Origin of the sequence: Treponema sp. OMZ 790 (assembly GCF_024181285.1) — a bacterium.
GTDB lineage: Bacteria > Spirochaetota > Spirochaetia > Treponematales > Treponemataceae > Treponema_B.
This window is the reverse complement of record NZ_CP051201.1, coordinates 697,135-714,520: the sequence shown is the minus strand read 5'-3', so window position 1 is coordinate 714,520 and position 17,386 is coordinate 697,135. Positions and strand designations below refer to the sequence as shown.

Annotated in this window: 14 protein-coding genes; 8 read left to right on the top strand and 6 right to left on the bottom strand. The window is 38.2% G+C overall.

What is annotated here, in order from left to right:
- Window positions 1-15: 15 nt before the first annotated feature.
- The 5 genes from feoB to E4O01_RS03280 form a co-directional block, all read right to left on the bottom strand.
- On the bottom strand, window positions 16-2,850 hold the full coding sequence (gene feoB / locus E4O01_RS03300) for a ferrous iron transport protein B (protein WP_253694347.1): 2,835 nt from the start codon (window positions 2,848-2,850) through the stop codon (window positions 16-18).
- 3 nt (window positions 2,851-2,853) lie between these two features.
- Entirely contained in the window at window positions 2,854-3,078 is a 225-nt protein-coding gene (locus E4O01_RS03295) for a FeoA family protein (RefSeq protein WP_253678566.1), read from the bottom strand.
- Window positions 3,079-3,091: 13 nt separating this feature from the next.
- A complete protein-coding gene (locus E4O01_RS03290) occupies window positions 3,092-3,355 on the bottom strand; it encodes a FeoA family protein (protein WP_371819629.1) in 264 nt (87 codons plus the stop codon).
- Between the two features lie 55 nt (window positions 3,356-3,410).
- Complete coding sequence (locus tag E4O01_RS03285) at window positions 3,411-5,237, bottom strand: ABC transporter ATP-binding protein (RefSeq protein WP_253694345.1); 1,827 nt, start codon at window positions 5,235-5,237, stop codon at window positions 3,411-3,413.
- A 159-nt stretch (window positions 5,238-5,396) separates the two neighbouring features.
- Window positions 5,397-7,208, bottom strand: coding sequence for an ABC transporter ATP-binding protein (locus tag E4O01_RS03280; protein ID WP_253694343.1), 1,812 nt, complete (start codon window positions 7,206-7,208; stop codon window positions 5,397-5,399).
- Window positions 7,209-7,509: 301 nt separating this feature from the next.
- Between E4O01_RS03280 and xseB the strand changes: the two genes are divergently transcribed.
- The 8 genes from xseB (at window position 7,510) to rlmN (ending at window position 14,374) form a co-directional block, all read left to right on the top strand.
- Window positions 7,510-7,746, top strand: coding sequence for an exodeoxyribonuclease VII small subunit (xseB, locus tag E4O01_RS03275; RefSeq protein ID WP_253694341.1), 237 nt, complete (start codon window positions 7,510-7,512; stop codon window positions 7,744-7,746).
- Window positions 7,747-7,781: 35 nt separating this feature from the next.
- Window positions 7,782-9,536 carry a DNA mismatch repair endonuclease MutL gene (gene mutL, locus E4O01_RS03270; protein ID WP_253694340.1) on the top strand — a complete coding sequence of 585 codons (1,755 nt, stop codon included), beginning with the start codon at window positions 7,782-7,784 and terminating at the stop codon, window positions 9,534-9,536.
- A 69-nt stretch (window positions 9,537-9,605) separates the two neighbouring features.
- Entirely contained in the window at window positions 9,606-9,983 is a 378-nt protein-coding gene (locus tag E4O01_RS03265; RefSeq protein WP_253694338.1) for a RidA family protein, read from the top strand.
- Window positions 9,984-10,008: 25 nt separating this feature from the next.
- Window positions 10,009-11,100, top strand: coding sequence for a DUF8086 family protein (locus E4O01_RS03260; protein ID WP_253694336.1), 1,092 nt, complete (start codon window positions 10,009-10,011; stop codon window positions 11,098-11,100).
- A gap of 109 nt (window positions 11,101-11,209) precedes the next feature.
- Window positions 11,210-11,476, top strand: a complete 267-nt coding sequence (locus E4O01_RS03255) for a hypothetical protein (RefSeq protein ID WP_253694334.1) — start codon at window positions 11,210-11,212, stop codon at window positions 11,474-11,476.
- A gap of 310 nt (window positions 11,477-11,786) precedes the next feature.
- On the top strand, window positions 11,787-12,089 hold the full coding sequence (locus E4O01_RS03250) for a hypothetical protein (RefSeq protein ID WP_253694332.1): 303 nt from the start codon (window positions 11,787-11,789) through the stop codon (window positions 12,087-12,089).
- 55 nt (window positions 12,090-12,144) lie between these two features.
- Window positions 12,145-13,341, top strand: coding sequence for a tetratricopeptide repeat protein (locus E4O01_RS03245; protein WP_253694330.1), 1,197 nt, complete (start codon window positions 12,145-12,147; stop codon window positions 13,339-13,341).
- Window positions 13,331-14,374: a dual-specificity RNA methyltransferase RlmN gene (rlmN, locus tag E4O01_RS03240; protein ID WP_253694328.1), complete on the top strand. Its 1,044-nt coding sequence runs from the start codon at window positions 13,331-13,333 to the stop codon at window positions 14,372-14,374. Before E4O01_RS03245 ends, rlmN begins: the two co-directional genes overlap by 11 nt.
- On the opposite strand, the gene E4O01_RS03235 is transcribed toward rlmN, so the two are convergent.
- The gene (locus E4O01_RS03235; protein WP_253694326.1) at window positions 14,371-17,385 is read right to left on the bottom strand and encodes an EAL domain-containing protein; all 3,015 of its coding nucleotides are present in this window, start codon (window positions 17,383-17,385) and stop codon (window positions 14,371-14,373) included. The two genes, rlmN and E4O01_RS03235, sit on opposite strands and share 4 nt — an antisense overlap.
- Window position 17,386: the final 1 nt, after the last annotated feature.

The window sequence follows — 17,386 nt, the reverse complement described above, 5'->3', positions numbered from 1 at the left end:
TTATAATTTAAAAAATCAAAAACCGAATAATCTTCCCAGCTGGAATACAAGGACGGCAACCAGAGAGCTCAAGACTACAGGATAGAGAACACTGAACAAGGTCCATCCTATGCTCTGTGTCTCGGTCTTTGTTGCCATAACGGTAGCAATACAGGGCGGGAATAGAGCTATCAAAATCATAATTGTAAGCCCGTCTAAGGGGGTCAAACCGGTTTCCTTATCCTGAATGCGGGCTTCCAAAACCTTCCCCGAATCCTCGCTTGAAGACTCGACACTGTAAATAGTGCCCAAGGTAGAAACAAGGGCTTCTTTTGCAGCAAAGGAACCTAAAATAGCAATGTTTACCTTCCAGTCAAAACCTGCATATTTTGTAACGGGCTCCATAGCCTTTCCTATGTATCCCAAAATAGAATTTTCCAAGGTTTCTTTGCGCAGCTGTACTGCAATCAGTTTTAGGTCGGCACTTGCAGGGCGTATAGCCTTTGCTGCGGCAGCGGCCTCAGAATCGATTACGGTTGTGCCTGAAATTTTTATTTTTCCTGTTCTGACAAGGGCAAAGAAGAAAGGATTGAGCTTTTGCCAATAAGCATAAAAGGAAGCCTTTAAAATAGGCTTTTGAAATTCTTGAGCACCCTCGTAAGCCTTATCAAAATCTTTTTTTGCGGCAGAATACATATCAAGGTAGTTTTTAAAAGCACCTACATTGCTGCCAAGTTCGATTTTTCCCTTTAAGGCTATTTTTGTAAATTCGGGATTTTGTAAAAAAAGCCTGTTTACATTTCTTTCCGTTCCCTTAGCTCCGCCGAACCAATTTAAGGCATCATATAAATAAAGCTTTTCGTTTAGGCGCTGATATTCTATAAAACCTTTTTCGGAAGCAAAATATTGGGAATAGGAATTATTTAGTTTTCCTGCAAAGTCCTGAATATAGGCTTCTTTTTTTGCTTCGTATTGAGCGGTTTTTTCCGTGTTCAAAGAGGGAAAGTTTACACCCGCCCAGATAATAACCGAAACTGCTACTACCGTAGTCGCAACTTTTTTTATAAAACTCCATAAGCGTTCGAAAGTACGGATTAAAACGCCTCTTAATGTCGGCATATTATAGGCCGGAAGCTCCAATACAAAGGGTTCGGGCTTGCCGTGAACAACATAGAGACTGAAATATTTTGCAACAATCAAGGCCACAATCAAAGTAAAGAATGAAATTCCGCCCAGCACTATCCATTGATAGCTTGTAAAAAATATTCCCGTAATTAAAACATAAAAGGGAATCTTTGCCATACAGTTAAGCAGAGGCAAGATTAGGATAGTTACCAAGCGAGATTTATCGTCACGGATTGTTCTTGTGGACATAACACCGGGAACAACACAGCCGCCCATTATAACGCCAGACAAAATCATAGGAAGGGTTGACTGTCCGTGTAAACCGAATTTGCGTAAAACCCTGTCCATGATAAAGGCAAGACGGGCCATGTATCCGACATCTTCCAAAAAGGCTATTAAGGCAAACAAGCAGAAAAAGATGGGCACATAGTTTAGAATCATTATTGCACCGTCAATTATTCCGCTTAAAAATAGGCCTCTCAAAGGACCTTCGTTTATAAGCCCTTCAGGATAAATAAGCTGCGAAACTACCGTGCGCACAAATTTAAATATCGGGAAAACCTTATCGGTCATCTTATAACCCAAAACTACGGTTATCCAATAAAAGACCAAAACTAGCTCGACCAAGATCAAAAGGCCGTAAACCTTGTGACAAAGCACCTTATCGATCCTATCGGTCGAGTTTATACTGCCTGCCCCGCCCTTACTATAGATAAAAGCTGCTCCTCCCGTAAAGGCAAGAGCTCCGGCCAGACTAAGAACAAAGCGGAGAATGTTGTTTGCAAAGATGGGAATCGGCAAAAGCAAAAAAAGCGAATCCAAAATCTCATAAGTTACAAAACAAAGAATAAGGGCGGCAACAGCCTCGGAAACCTTTCTTTTAATGTTTAAGGTCTCGACGGCTTTTTGTTCAAGCTCTTTTTTTAAAACAGCAGCTTCAACAATTTTTTTTGCAGCAGCAGATCTTGCAAGGGCTATTTCGATTTCAAAGCTGTGTTTATGTTTTTCCTTGTGTTCCGCTTCGATTTCCTTTATAAAATTTAAAACGGATTCAAAATTTGTAAAATTTTTACCCTCTTCTTCGATAACGGCAGCATCCTTTTCGCAAAGCTTGATTGCAAGCCATCTTAGAGGAATAGGAAAAAATTCTTCTTTTGCAGAAGCCTTTAACTTTTCGACTATTTGTTCCAAGTAGGATTCCATATCCTTACCGTAGCTAAGCATAAAAGGATTTTGAGGTTCGGAGCTTTCGGCTGTCTTTGAAATAAGCTCTTTTAACTCGTTTACCTTTTCTTTTTTCTTGGCTGAACCGGCGATTATAGGAATGCCTAAGAGGGAGGAAACCTTGTCTACATCAATTTGAAGACCTGAATTTTTTGCAGAATCCATCTTGTTCAAATACATGACAAGAGGACAGTTCATCTCCAAAAGCTGAAATGTAAGATAAAGATGTCTTTCCAAATTTGAGGCATCGGCAATGTTTACCAAAAGCTCAGGTTTTTCACGCAGAATAAAATTGCGGGTTACCCTTTCTTCCGGTGAATAGGAAGTAAGACTGTAAGTGCCCGGCAAGTCGGTAATAAAAACCGATTGGTCAAGAGCAAAATATTCTCCCGTTTTTTTCTCTACCGTGATACCGGGGTAGTTTGCAACATGCTGATGAGCTCCCGTCATCATGTTAAATAGTGTTGACTTGCCGGAGTTAGGCTGACCGGCAAAAGCAATATTTATTTTTTCTTTTTTCATATTCTAAACTTCTTTTACAATTATTTTTTTAGCCTCATCCTTGCGGACTGCTACAAGAGAGCCGCATATGGAAATGTCAAAAGGATCTAAAAGCGGGGCCTTTCTTACAACAGAAACTTCGGCCCCCGGAGTAAAACCCAGACTTATAAGCCTTTGCAAGGTCATACCGCTTATTTCAAGGTCTTCTATAATTCCTTTTTTCCCCTGTTCCAATTCATCAAGAGTCATTTACACCTCCAATCTATAACCGCACCAAAATTTTAGAGGCAAGATTATAGTCTACCGCATATTTTGAACCGTTTACCAAAAGTAAAATAGGCCCCTTTTTATCGGCCTGAGAAGTAACAACGGTTATTTCCGTATTTATATCTATTCCAAGACTGCGAAGACGGGAAAATTCCGCCCCCGTTCCGTCAAATTTAAGCACGGAGGCCTTATCGCCTTCCTTTAATATAATCAAGGGTACCAATTTAAGCTTCCTCTCATAAAATGTTGTGAAAAGGATACATTATTTTTATATTTTAATCAAGGTATAAGCAAAAAAAATTAAAAATTTGGAACTAATCCCTGTACAAATCGGCTTGAGCGGAATAAAGCCTTCTATATTCATCACAAGAAGAAAAAAGCTCATCGTGAGTACCGAGGGCTAGGAGCCTCCCCTCCTTCATAAGAGCTACCCTGTCTACAAGCCTGCACAATCCCGCCCTATGCGAAATGATTACGGCAGTTTTGTTTTTTATAAGGCTTATAAATCGTTTTAACACAAGGCTTTCTTCGATAGGATCAAGAGCCGAAGTCGGCTCATCCAGGATTAAAAAATCAGCCTCTTTAAAACGGCAGCGGCTTAGGGCAAGACGCTGCCATTCTCCGCCCGAAAGTTCAGTACCATTAAAAATACGCCCAAGTCTTCCGTCAAGGCCTCCCATTTTTTCTAAAAGATAATCGGCATCGTTTTCTTTTAAAGCCCCTATAATTTTTACATCTTCGTTTATCCTTGTCAAATTGGAAATTGCGACATTTTCTCTTAAACTAAAATTATATTGAACGGGTCTTTGAAGGGTGAGAGAAATATTTTTATAAAGAGAGCTCTTATCGATCGAATTTATATTGACGCCGTCCCACAGCACTTCCCCTGCACCGGCATCATACAGCCCTAAAATAATTTTAGAAAGAGTGGTTTTTCCCGAACCGTTTTCGCCTATAAGAGCCAGCGTTTCACCTTTTTTAATAGAAAGACTTATATAATCAAGGGCTGTTTTATCGTTGTTCGGATATGAAAAAGAAACATTTTTCAATTCAATGCAGTTTTTTAATTCGATACAATTTTTTAAACTGTAAGCCGAATCCTTGGATTCGGCGGCTGATTTTTTAAATTCATCGTCAGACTTTTCCATATTAGCTTCTTCGGGTAAATCCAAAAAATCGAAAAAGTGTTTTGTGTGAGCGGCATACATTGAAATCGAGCCTAAGGCTTCCAAAAGATTCCGCATACAAAACTGAATCATTGTAAAAGATCCTATTGCAGCTCCGAGCATTCCGATACTGATAATTCTATTTAAGGCAAGATAGAGGCAGGCAAAAACTGCAATCCCGTATCCTATAGAAGAAAGCATGTCGCAAAACAAAACCGAAAAAGCATCTTTTTTCTTTAACTTCCAAAAGGGATCAAAAACTTCCTTATTCTTTTGAAGCCATTTTTCTTTTATATACTCATCGGATTTTGAAATGCGCAACTCCTTCCCTGCACTCTTATCGGTAAAAAGAGACCAAAGATAATCCAATTTTCTTTCTTCAGGAATTTGGATCGATTTATATTTATACATTTCTTTTCCCCGAATAAGGCGGGTAATAAAATACGGAATAACCGAAACGGCAGCAACAAAGAAAAGCTGCCAATCGAATTTGGTGATTACAAAAGTCAATGAAGCTATTTCGATAAATCGGCACAAAATATAAATCATACGCATTACAAGATAAGGAACATATTCGTTTTCGATATTATCCTTGGCATACTTATACATGTTTAAAATATTCGCATCTTCAAATTCGATTAGGCGCAATCGTGAAGCCTTTTCGGCAATCAAAAGATTGGCATAATTATTCGGCTTTTCATATATTCCGATATTCATTGCACCGTTATACACAAGAGCCCATAATTCCTGTAAGATGTAAAGAGAAGCAAAACTCAGAGCATAAAAATAAAGAACTTTGACCTCAACTTGTTTTTGAGAATAAGCTATGACTGTATCGATAAAACCGCTTAAAAGAAAAGCAGCTATAGAATGAAACAAGGCCTGCCAAATCTCTTCAATTAAAACTAAAATATGAGAAAGAGGACTAACCCCGAATGTAAATTTAAAAGAACGGTATAGATAATTATTTTTCATAAATTTCCTCTCATAAAAACTTTTTGCAAGGATTATTAAATCCTGAAATTTTTTTTCAAGTGTGTGCCTAAAGCACACATAAAATAATGCGATGTTTTGTACTGAAAGTACAAAACTCGACAGATAAACAGTGAGGCGGAATTTCTGCCGAACTGTTTATCAAACCTCCTGATACCAAGAAGCCTGCTCCTTGTACATCTTAGAATAAAGTCCGCCCTGTTGAATAAGTTCATCATGGGAGCCTTTTTCGATTATTTTTCCTTCGTCGAGCACAAAAATAAGATCTGCCATTTTTGCACTTGCAAGACGGTGCGAAATAAAAATACAACCCCGCCCCTGATTGGAAGAGTCTATAATTTTTTGCAAATTTTGATACATCTCCCTTTCGGCAGAAGGATCCAACGAAGCCGTAGGCTCATCAAAGATTATAAAATCGCTTTTCGCGGCACAAGCTCTTGCAATTGCAAGTTTTTGTCTTTGTCCTCCCGAAAGCTCAACTCCGGATTCTTCCAGTTTTCCGAGATGTTTATCCAAATCATCAAAGACAGGATCATCGGAAACAAGGGCAAGGGATTTTTTTAAGTGTTCATCATCGTTTAAAAATTCGATACACCCCAGAGCGGCATTTTCGCGCAAGCTCATCTGATAACTTGCATAGTCTTGAAACACAACACTAAAATTCCGATGAAGTTCTGCACGGGAAAGGGACTTTATGTTTTTTGTACCTATAAAGATACTTCCGCTTGAGGGTTTATAAAGCCCGGTTATCAGTTTAATCAAACTTGTTTTTCCGCTGCCGTTTCTTCCCACCAAGGCGATATGAGACCCCGGCTCAATCCTAAACGAAATATTTTTTAAAACTTCCTTTTCCGAATTAGGATAAGAAAAAGAAACATTTTCAAAAATAATTGCATTTTTTTTATCAAAATTCTTTTGCTTTAAAATTTCTTTCTCTAAAGTTTTTTCCTTACCGCATATCTCTTTATAATGAATATCATGGGGAAGATTCATAAAGGTGTATAAAAAGTCTATGCTCTTATTATCGTCGATTAAGCCCCAAAAACTTTGAGACATAAGTGCGAGTAAATAATAAATTTCCGTTAGCGAAGTAATAAACCCCGTAAACATTCCGGCCGATACCCCGCCTCTTATAACCAGCCTAATCAAAACAAAAATTAAAAAAGAAAACCATGCTATCATTATTACGGAAGCAATACCCATGTAGCGATAAGATTTTAAGGTAATCGATATTCTTTCTTTTAACAAAACCTTATACTTATCCTTAAACTTCTTTACGATAAACGGAACTGCAGAAAATATTTTTAATTCGGGCAGGGCCTCCTTGTTTGAAAGGAGAGAGCTTAAATCTTCAAGCTCTCTTTCATCAAAAACTTGAGAAGCATAGATGGCTTGGATTTTTTTTGTTGCAATATATTCGTTTATAAAATCCAAAACCAAAAAGACAAAAAAGCCCAAACTAAGCCAACGAGAAACCTTTGCAAAGATAAAAATCATTCCGAAAAGTTTTATACTGTCGCAAAGGAATGCCCTGCATTCCTTAAAAAGATTTATAACCTTTTTTGCAGGCCGGTTCCTTATTTCCTTTAGGGCATCGTGCAAGGCAGGATCCTCAAAACATGCAAAGTCTATCTTCAGCATCTTGGTCAAAACAGCTTCCGATAAATTATAAGTCAATTTTTTTTCAAGATAGATAAAGGCTATATTGCTTATAAAATTCACATGATTCATAAAAAGAATTATGAGGGCTAAAAGAGCGGCATTCCATAAAACGGAAGATAGAACAATAGAATTTTCTAAAAATAAGATTATAGAATCTATTAGCTTTTGAGTATATAAAACCGTAAAAGGAAGGGTAAGGCCCGTAAAAACCGAAAGAAAAAATAAAACTACAGCCGGAAAGGCTCCGTATTTAAAAACAGTGCAGATGCACTTAATAAAATTCTTTAACATAATTGAACTCCTAGACAAAAAAGTTTACAACTTAAAACGCACACCATACAGCAATCTTAAAAACTTAGTTTTTTGAGAAATTATCTTAATTAAGAAAGTTAAAATCTGTAAACGGCGGCTGTTTTTGTCTATTTATTCAATTTATTTTCCTCTCAATCCTGTATCGATAAATCACAATTTTAGTATATAATTATCTTATCAAAACTTATAAATTATGTCAACGCTATTGTTTCTATATCGGCAGTATCAGAATTTGCAAAACAGGCTTGACCCTCATCAAAAAAAAAGGTAGTATCTGTCTATGAAAAAATTTGAAGAAAGACTTGAAAGGCTTGAAAAAATAAGTGACGATATACGCTCTGCCGATATTCCTTTGGAAAAAGCTCTATCCCTTTTTGAAGAAGGCATAAAACTTGCCAAGGGGCTTGAAAAGGATATCGACAAAATGGAAGGAAAAATTCAAATATTAGTAAATCAGCCCATCCTGCCCGAAGAAGAACCTGAACTTGATCTGTTCGCAGGAGCCGGTGAAGATTAAGCCGATGCTGCAGCCGATATTTTAAGGAAAAAAACATGAGAGAATACAAGCCCGTTAAGCTCTTATCAAAAGAAACCGCAAGCAAAATAGCAGCCGGAGAAGTTATCGAAAGGCCGGCCTCTGTTGTGCGGGAACTATTGGATAACTCGATAGATGCGGGAGCCTCTCAAATTATAGTAGAAATTGAAGAAGGCGGAATAAGTACAATCAGGGTAAGCGATGACGGCTGCGGTATGACAAGGGAAGACTTGGAACTTTGCACTCAAACCCATTCTACAAGCAAGATTGACCAAGCTGAAGACCTTCTCCACTTACGCAGCCTAGGCTTTAGGGGTGAAGCCCTTTCTTCGGTGCAGGCGGTAAGTGCCCTCGAAATTACCTCAACCAGAGAAGGCCCTGCCGCTTGGAAACTTTCCTTAGGAAAGATTTCTCCGGCACGCTTAAACAAGGGCACAACAGTCGAAGTTAAAAACCTTTTTGAAAACTTCCCTGCACGCAAAAAATTTTTAAAACGCCCCCAATACGAGGCGTCCCAATGCCGGCAAACCTTTGTCGAAAAGGCCCTCCCCCACTACAATATTGAAATGCGCTATATAGCTGACGGAATAAATAAGCTCATCCTTCCTTCTCATTCTTCTATAAAAGAACGGTGTCTTGCCGCCATGAGCTTTAAAGAACCTGAGGAGCTTTTTTACGAAATAAACCAAGAAGGCGACGGATTTTCCTTTACCGCCGTTTTAGGAAGCCCCGCAGTAGTCCGCTCCGACAAGCGGAATATCTACATCTTTGTAAACGGAAGGCGGATAAACGAGTACGGTCTTGTACAAGCCGCTTGCTACGCCTCGGAAGGTTATTTTCCCAACGGAGGTTTCCCGGCGGCCTTTGTCTTTTTAAATGTAGAACCCGAAAGAGTCGACTTCAATATCCATCCTGCAAAAAGGGAAGCCAAATTCGAAGACTATAAAGAAATTCATCACAGTTTAAGCTCAACCATCAGTTCTTTTTACAGGCAAAAAACGGTATCGGATCTTTTAAAGGAAAGCTATGAACCTGAATACACACCCGATTTAGGTTTTGAAAAAAAAGAATTTGAAGCCGCCGAGTTAAACCAAAACTATAGCTCCGGCTTGAAAGAAACCTATTGGCCGGGACGTACATCTGCCTATTGGCCCGCCTCTCCGATAAGGCAGATTGAAACCTCGGCTGCAGCTCATGGAGTGCAGGCGGCGCCTCAAGATCTCCCAAAACCGGATTTTAAATTTTTAGGTCAATTTTGCGGAACCTTTATAGCTGTCGAAAAAAACAATGCCCTCTATATAATAGACCGGCACGCCGCCCACGAGCGAATCCTTTTTGAAGACTTAAACGCAAGTCTAGGCCCCTCGCAGGAGCTTTTAATTCCGTACCGCATCGAAACGGAATCGGACAAAGACGATGAAATAATAAGATTAAACCTCCCTGAACTTCAAAAAGCAGGCTTTAAGATAAATGAAGAAAAAAAAGGCCTTTGGATTATACGGGCCGTTCCCATAAGATGGCACGGCACCGAAAAAGACTTAAAAGAAGACCTTGCAGGAGCAGGAAAGGATCCGTCAGGGCTAATGCACCACATCCTTGCAAGCTCAGCCTGCCGCGCAGCCTGTAAAGACGGCGACATAATTGATCCCGTCTCTGCATACAACATCGCAGTAAAAACCTTCACCCTCCCCGAACCCCTTTGCCCCCACGGCCGCCCTCTCTACTTTATAATCGACCGCACAGAACTTTTTAAACGCATAAAGCGGACATAATCCCGTGCTTGACTATGAGGCCTTAAAAGGGTAAAATGGCTTCATAAAATTTGTTTTAAGGAGTATTATATGAAAGAAATCATCGCAACAAACAAAGCACCTTCAGCTATCGGCCCCTATTCTCAGGGAATTAAAGCAAACGGCCTTGTATTTACATCAGGACAACTTCCCTTGGATCCCGCTGCAGGAAACTTCCCTGACGGTATTAAGGCCCAAACACGTCAATCCTTACTTAACGTAAAGGCCATTTTGGAACAGGCAGGAACAAGCATTGATAAGGTAATCAAAACCACCGTTTTTTTAAGCGATATGAATAACTTTGCTGCAATGAATGAGGTATATGCAGAAATCTTCGGTTCATCAAACCATCCTGCAAGATCAGCCGTGCAAGTCGCCCGCCTTCCTAAAGACGCCCTTGTCGAAATTGAAGTAATAGCCCTTGCATAAGTTGTTTAAGGCACGGTTCCTTCCTGTGCTTCTGGCTTCGGCCCTCTTAGTTGCCGCTTGTGCAAACAAAGAGGCCGAACCTGAAAAGGCCGATTCAGCGGAAAAAACCGAAACGGAATCTAAACCTACCGGAATAGCCTGGTATTATTTTGCCTCGGATACGGCTTCGGAAACACCGTGTATAAAGAAAACAGACTCTCCCCAATCGATACCTGAAACAGCTTTCAAACCTTGGACTGAAGCTTTAAGAATTTCAGGGTTAGGGCTTATGTACGATCCCCCGCTCTTTCTTGTAAATAAAGCAGGGATTTTACATACCTTTAAAATCGAAGAAGAGCCCAAATTAGAAATAAAGGCCGAATTTTACCCAAAGACTGCTGAGGGCTTTTATAAAACCGGCCTTGGAAGTCTTTTAAGACTTTACACAAATACCGTCTTTTCGCCCGTACTTCCGTCTGAAAGCCCTTCAGCTATGCTGCGTTATAACAGCGTAAATGGAGAACTTTTGAGTCTCATCAATCCCGAAAACTTTAACCTTGAAAACATTGCTCAATTATCGGCATTGGAATTCGACGAAAAATGGTTTGCCGCTTTTAAAACGGAACAAAATGAACAGGTTAATTTTGATTATTTTTCGTTTTCTTCTTTTGAAGAATTATTAAAAGGAAACTATTCAAGAATAAATCAGGAAGAATTTATAAAAGCCTCAACTCCGGCCAAAACCATATCCGGCGATGAAAAAATAGGCAAAATTTTAAAAGAGGCAGAAAAAAACGTAAAACTGGAACTGTTTTCAAAAGAAGCAAAGACAAAAAAAGTTATTTTTTATCAAAATTCAAACACGGAATACACCGGAGACTTTGAAATTACGGCTTCAGCATGCGATTTCGGCACACAAAAACCGGTAACTAAGGCTCTCCTTTTTGGAACAGGGAAACTTTTCTATCTTGATTCACAAACAAATCAATGGAAAGAGACAGCTCTTCCTCAGCTGCCTCAAGGCTTTATCTATACTTATTTTGTGATACAAAACGGAACAATAATCTCCGGCTGGGAAGAGCAAAGATTTTTTGAAACAGGACGCTCAGGTCTACTGATTTACAAAATGCCGGAATAATTTATATAAAAAAAGACAAGAATTTGATATTATCTAGTTGACAAAAATACTGGCTCTCATCTATTATAATTATATAGATATAAACTAATAGTAGCACAAGGGGTTGTTTATGCTTGAAAATCTTGAATTGGAAAAATTCGATAAGGTACTAATTTTTAGTGATTCCTACAATGATGACTTTGATGACGACGATTTCGATGATGATTTTGACGACGACGATTTCGACGACTTCGATGATGACGAATTTGACGATGATGATTTTGACGACGATTTCGATGATGACTTTGATGACGACGATTTCGACGATGATTTTGATGATGACGACTTTGAATATGACGATGATGACGGCTTAGATTACGACGACTTCGACGAATAAAATTTAAAAACAAATTTCCCTCATAGCCAAGGAGCAGATGAGAATTCTACTCTTTGGTTATATTTTTCTTCTATTGGTTATTGAATTAAATTGAAAGCTGGAGTATAATGCCTAAAGAGTGATTGTACAAATACGGTTAAGTTGTGTAATTTTTTACTTTGGAATATTGAAACAACGGCTTTAATGTAACATTTTACCCTGACTTATGTTTTAAAATTTATATATCAATGCTTGTGACAGCGTTACGGTCAAATATTCTAATACAAGTTTTTATATATTTATATAAGTGTATTTATAAAGGATAAGGATATTGCAAGAAATAAATGAAGGCTTTATAAAAACTGCCGAATTGCCTGTAAAAAACCTTACTGCAGAGCAAAAGGCAAAACTCAACTTAAGAGGAAATGAACTTTATAATCAGAATGATATAGCTGCTGCGGAAAGGATTTTTATTACTACGGGCTATTCAGATGGTCTTGCAAGGATAGGCGACTATTACGCAAAACAAAATCAAAAACTAAAAGCATTAAAATTTTACCATCTGGCACATAATACCTATAAAGAAGATATTTTGCTGGATCAGTTGGCGGAGATTATACGTATGCTTATTTGAAATTGCAGCGAATAATGAATCTTAGATGTAAGTGCACATAATTTACGGAGGATTAATGTCAGACATCAAATGTGAAGAAAAATTAACCGGGATAAATGAAACCGATTTTGAGCCGATATTTGCAAATACCCCGGCCCTTAGCGAAGAAAATTTCCCCACCGAGAATTCAAATCAAGCGGAAATATCCGAACTTTCAAAACAGGCGTATTCCCTTTTAAAGTGTAACAGTATTAGTGAAGCTATAAATGTTTTTAAAAAGATATTGGAGCTTGACCCTACAAATAACTATGCATTGGTCGGATTAGGAGATGCAGAGCGTAAAAACAATAAATTCAATGAGGCTGTACAATTCTATAAACAATGCCTTGACCATCATCCCAGCAATAACTATGCTCTTTTCGGCCTTGCAGACTGTTATAAATCAATGAACCAGTTTTCCAAAGCAATAGCCATCTGGGAAGAGTATCTTAAATTTGACGATAAAAACATAACCGTTCTTACCCGAGTGGCAGATGCCTATCGAAAAACCAAGGAATTCGAAAAGGCCGAAAACCTGTATCTAAAGGTTTTAGAGAAATCTCCCAAAAATGCTTATGCCCTGATAGGTTTGGGACATCTAAACTACGACTTTAAAAAATATCGGGAAGCCCTTATATACTGGGAAAAGGTAATGGAATCAAGCGGAGAATTTGTAGACATAAGAATTTTAACATCCATTGGAAACTGCTACCGAAAAATGAAACTATTTGACCGGGGAGTCTATTATTTTGAAAGAGCCCTTGAGCGCTCTCCCGATAACTTTTACGGTCTTTTCGGTCTGGCAGACTGCTACAGAGGATTAAATCAGCAATATAATTCGATAATATATTGGAAAAAAATACTCGAACTTGATCCCGACAATAAAGTAATCCTTACACGTATCGGAGATGCCTACCGCAGCATGAACGATTTTGAAAATGCAAAAGATTGCTATCAAAAAGCGCTTGACATCGACTTCGATTCATATGCAATGCTCGGTCTCGCTATATTATGCAAATTGCAGCAAAAATATGATCAGGCTATTACTACCCTAACCCATCTTAAAGACACCGAGGATACAAACTACAGAGTATATCTTGAACTGGCCCAATGTTACATCGAAAAAAAAGAAAAACAAAAAGCAATAGACACCTTGGCTGAGTTTCAAAAACTGGGAATAAAAAACCAAACAATTTCGGATCTTTTATTCGAATTAACAAAAAATGACCATTAAAAAAAATGAACGAGCTCTTTCGGGAATGCTTCCCGATGAGCTCCGCGAATTTTGCGATCTAAAAGAAAAATTTAGAGCCGAGCAGATTTTCCATTGGATTTCTGCCGGAGCTAAAACGTTTGATGATATGACAAACCTTTCCTTAGATATGCGCTCAAAATTTGCCGAGGAATTTTCTCTATTTTCAACCCGAATAAAAGAAGCCTTAAAAGACCCGGACGGGACAATAAAATTGGCCGTCGAGCTCTATGACGGCTCCGTTATAGAAACCGTATTACTCACAGACAAGGCAAAAAGAAAAACAGCCTGTGTTTCATGTCAGGCAGGCTGCCCTATGAAATGCGCTTTTTGTAAAACGGGCCAGATCGGTTTTTTAAGAAATTTATCGGCCTCAGAGATAGTTGAACAGTTTTTGCACTTGGAAAAAGAAGCCGGAACTCTGGATAATATAGTCTTTATGGGAATGGGAGAGCCGATGCTTAATCTTCCCGAAATAAATAAGGCGATAAACATTCTCTCTCACCCCAAAGGAAGAAATCTTTCAAAGCGGCGCATAACTATTTCGACATCAGGTTTATGCAAAGGGATATATGAAATGGCCGATAATGGTCCTGAAGTACGTCTTGCAGTTTCTTTAACGACGGCTGACGAAAACTTGCGGACTGAACTTATGCCGGTAAACAAAACTAATCCCCTGAGAGAACTAAAAAAGGCAATAAAGTACTTTAACTCAAAATCAAACAAGAGGGTGACACTGGAACTGGCTTTGATGAATGGTTTGAATACGGATAAAAAAGCAGCCGGACAGGTGATCGAATTTGCGAAAGGACTTGAGTGTTTTATAAATTTAATCCCTTGGAATCCCGTAGAAGGTCTAAATTTTAAAAGACCGTCAGAGACCGAAGTGCACAATTTTGAAAATCTTCTAAAAAAAGCAGGGTTCAATATAAGCACCCGGCAAAAACGAGGGCAAAAAATAGGAGGAGCCTGCGGTCAACTGGGCTCCGCCAAAGCAACATTGAATATAAACTAATAGAGGGAATAAATTCTATTTAACTCCCGAATTTTTTCCTCGGATATAGGAACAATATCGAAAGAAGGCTTTGCAAAAAAGTAGCCTTGAAATAAGTCCACGCCGAAACGCAGTAATACATCTATTTCATCTATAGTTTCAACACCTTCAGCCAATATTATTATATCGCGTTTTTTTGCGTATGAAACAAGGTTTTCCAATACGTTTTGCTTATCAAGACTCTTATGAACATCCCTTACTATGGACATATCTATTTTTACCAGATTGGGCGATAAAAACAAAAGAGAAGATTCGTTACTGTAACCGCTTCCAAAATCATCTATTGCAATCATTGCATTCCAATTGCGAATTCTTTCATTTTTTATATCATAAAAATTAGTATTAAGAGGCTCGGATTCGGTAATTTCCATCACAATATTTGAAAGATAGGGTTTAAACCTTTCTTCAAAGTCAAAAAATTTAGCATCCGATAAAACTTGAGAACTAATCGTATTTAAAAATATTTTTGCATGTTTGGATATTTCGCCTTTTTCAATCTTTTGCACAAAAGTTTCCATGGCGCCAAAAAAGGTAAGCTCTTCAAGCTTATGGAGTTTAGATTGGGCCTTTGCCAATCTTAAAATATCTTCAGGATTTTTAAAATCCGGATGGGAAGAACGCATAAGCATCTCATAGCCGTAAATATCTCCTGTACCGGCAATAACAATCGGCTGCATTGCATACTCAATAAGGTTTCTTTCAAGCATTTGATTGAGAGCCTCGGTACCGTAAATCATTATATAGTTTTTCTTATAAACATCCAAATTAAATTCATGTAAAGAACCTTTGAAAGAGTGCTTTACATCATACATTGCAAAATCGGCGTATCTTACTAAATCTGCTTGATTATCCGCATCATAAGGATACCAAGCCAAGCCGGCAGAAACACGGAGTTTTGAATTTTCTCCGTTGGGCAGTTTTATGGATGTCTCCTGTATATCTTTCCAAAAAGCCGTCAAAATAAGTTTAATTTCATCGGATGTAGAAAAGGTATAAAAGAAAGTATAAAACTCGTCTCCTGAGCGCCTGCAAACAAGACAACGATCCTGTTGAAGCATTGCAAGCTTTTTTCCGAACGACATCAGATGCGTATCCCCGTAAGCATGGCCAAAAGAATCGTTTAGATACTTTAAATTATCAAGATCCCACATGACTAGGGCGCAGATGCCTAAATGCTTTTGTTTAAATACCTCGGTAATTTTTCTGTCAAACGCCGATCGATTATAAAGGCCTGTAAGTTCATCATAATTCATTTGAAGCTCAAGTTTTTTACGGTCTTGAACTTCTTTTGTAATATCTACAGCCATGCCCAAAGTCCTGTCATTTTCCTTCATCTGCATAAACCGGATCCAACGAACCATTCCGTGAGTACCTGTAGGTATAGCATAGATTGTCTTTTCATCGTCTTTTGTATTTATATAATATTCATAATGATTCAAAAGTTTATAAAATTCATCCGTCTTTAAAACGGAATCCCCGGTGTAGTTTTCAATATTGAACAATTTAAACCAAATCGAATTACAAAAAACCGTTCCCATCAAAATGTTGTGTTCAAATACGCCTATGGGAACCTGAAGTCTTTCGATGATGGTAGACACACGCGAAGCCGCATTAAAAACACTGGCGCTTAATTTTTCTATTGCAGTAATAAGAGTATCTATTTCGCTTATATTCATTTTTTCGATAGTTACCCTCTTTCGGGGATCACTGTTTTGCAGTTTATGAACTACCTTTGTGAACATACTCGAAATATGCTTACTCGACAAATAAGAACCTGCCAAAAATAAAAAGCCCGAAACAAGAACAGACTGCCAAAATATTTTTTTAAGAGTCTGCGAAAATGAAAGAATGCGTGATTCGGGAGCCAGTCCTATTAAAACCCATTCTTGATTTTCATACATCCCATTCCGTTGGTATAAATGAAAAGGTTCCACAGCTAAACAATACCTTTCGGCAAATATAGAGCTTTTATCGACAGTATAAACATTGGCATATTCCGTTTTCTCCGCTTCAAAAGAAGGAATATGATCGACGTTTAAATTGGTTGCAATACTGTTAAAAACTATCGGGTCAAAGCTTCGGTTTTTGCCGTTTAAATCACGAACAGCCATACAGTACATTCCCTTTTTGGTATTATCCAGCTCATCAAAATTTAAAAAGGATTGAATATATCCGGCTGTAAGGTCTATGCCGATAACTCCATAAATATTCCCCTTATCATCCATCAGGGGAATAGAATATGTAATCACTTCATCACTTAAAGAATCCAATTTAAAAAGAGTATTCCAAAAGGCCGAATTTTTAGACGGTTCTTTTGGATATTTTAAGGCAGCTGCAATGGGAGCATTAAAATATCTATATGAGGTATCGCTGCTTTTAGGAGCAATCGTAAAAAACGGCAGCCAATCTATTCCCAATGCAATCTTATGTTTTTGGATAACATCCGAAGGCCCTCTGGATATTACGATGTCCTCATTGGTTGAAGAATAAGACGAAGGGGCATCAGTTCTGATATATAAACCGGGATAAGAAAATTCCGTATTTTTTATTAAGGGACTTGGCGCATCAAGAACTACAAAAACACCGGTAACATAATTTCTTCTTATGACATATAAAAGATAAGGCAAAACCTCATCAAGAATACGGTTTTGCACTTCAGGCTTAGCCGCAAGATCATAAATTTTGATACCGTTTACCGACAACTCTTTTTTAACTACATCGATAACCCTATCATGTAAATCAGAAACCTTTGTCCATCGATTGGTCATCTCATTTTCAATAATAAGCTTACGGTTTAAAACTTTTTCGCTTAAAACCCCGTAGGCATTTTCACCCGATTTTTTGAGAATGTCGGAGTTTAAGAACATAGCCATCATAACTGCAGCCTGAAGAACAAATACAAAAAGCATAGGAACCAAAAGCCGAGACAAGATTGAAGTAGAATATTTTCGCTTACCTTTACTTTTTTTCATC

Coding starts and splice junctions, on each gene's coding strand:
- E4O01_RS03245 (WP_253694330.1), top strand. CDS start 12,145: ATGTCAGACATCAAATGTGAAGAAAAATTAACCGGGATAAATGAAACC.
- E4O01_RS03255 (WP_253694334.1), top strand. CDS start 11,210: ATGCTTGAAAATCTTGAATTGGAAAAATTCGATAAGGTACTAATTTTT.
- E4O01_RS03265 (WP_253694338.1), top strand. CDS start 9,606: ATGAAAGAAATCATCGCAACAAACAAAGCACCTTCAGCTATCGGCCCC.
- E4O01_RS03295 (WP_253678566.1), bottom strand. CDS start 3,078: ATGACTCTTGATGAATTGGAACAGGGGAAAAAAGGAATTATAGAAGAC.
- rlmN (WP_253694328.1), top strand. CDS start 13,331: ATGACCATTAAAAAAAATGAACGAGCTCTTTCGGGAATGCTTCCCGAT.
- mutL (WP_253694340.1), top strand. CDS start 7,782: ATGAGAGAATACAAGCCCGTTAAGCTCTTATCAAAAGAAACCGCAAGC.
- xseB (WP_253694341.1), top strand. CDS start 7,510: ATGAAAAAATTTGAAGAAAGACTTGAAAGGCTTGAAAAAATAAGTGAC.
- E4O01_RS03285 (WP_253694345.1), bottom strand. CDS start 5,237: ATGAAAAATAATTATCTATACCGTTCTTTTAAATTTACATTCGGGGTT.
- E4O01_RS03280 (WP_253694343.1), bottom strand. CDS start 7,208: ATGTTAAAGAATTTTATTAAGTGCATCTGCACTGTTTTTAAATACGGA.
- E4O01_RS03235 (WP_253694326.1), bottom strand. CDS start 17,385: ATGAAAAAAAGTAAAGGTAAGCGAAAATATTCTACTTCAATCTTGTCT.
- feoB (WP_253694347.1), bottom strand. CDS start 2,850: ATGAAAAAAGAAAAAATAAATATTGCTTTTGCCGGTCAGCCTAACTCC.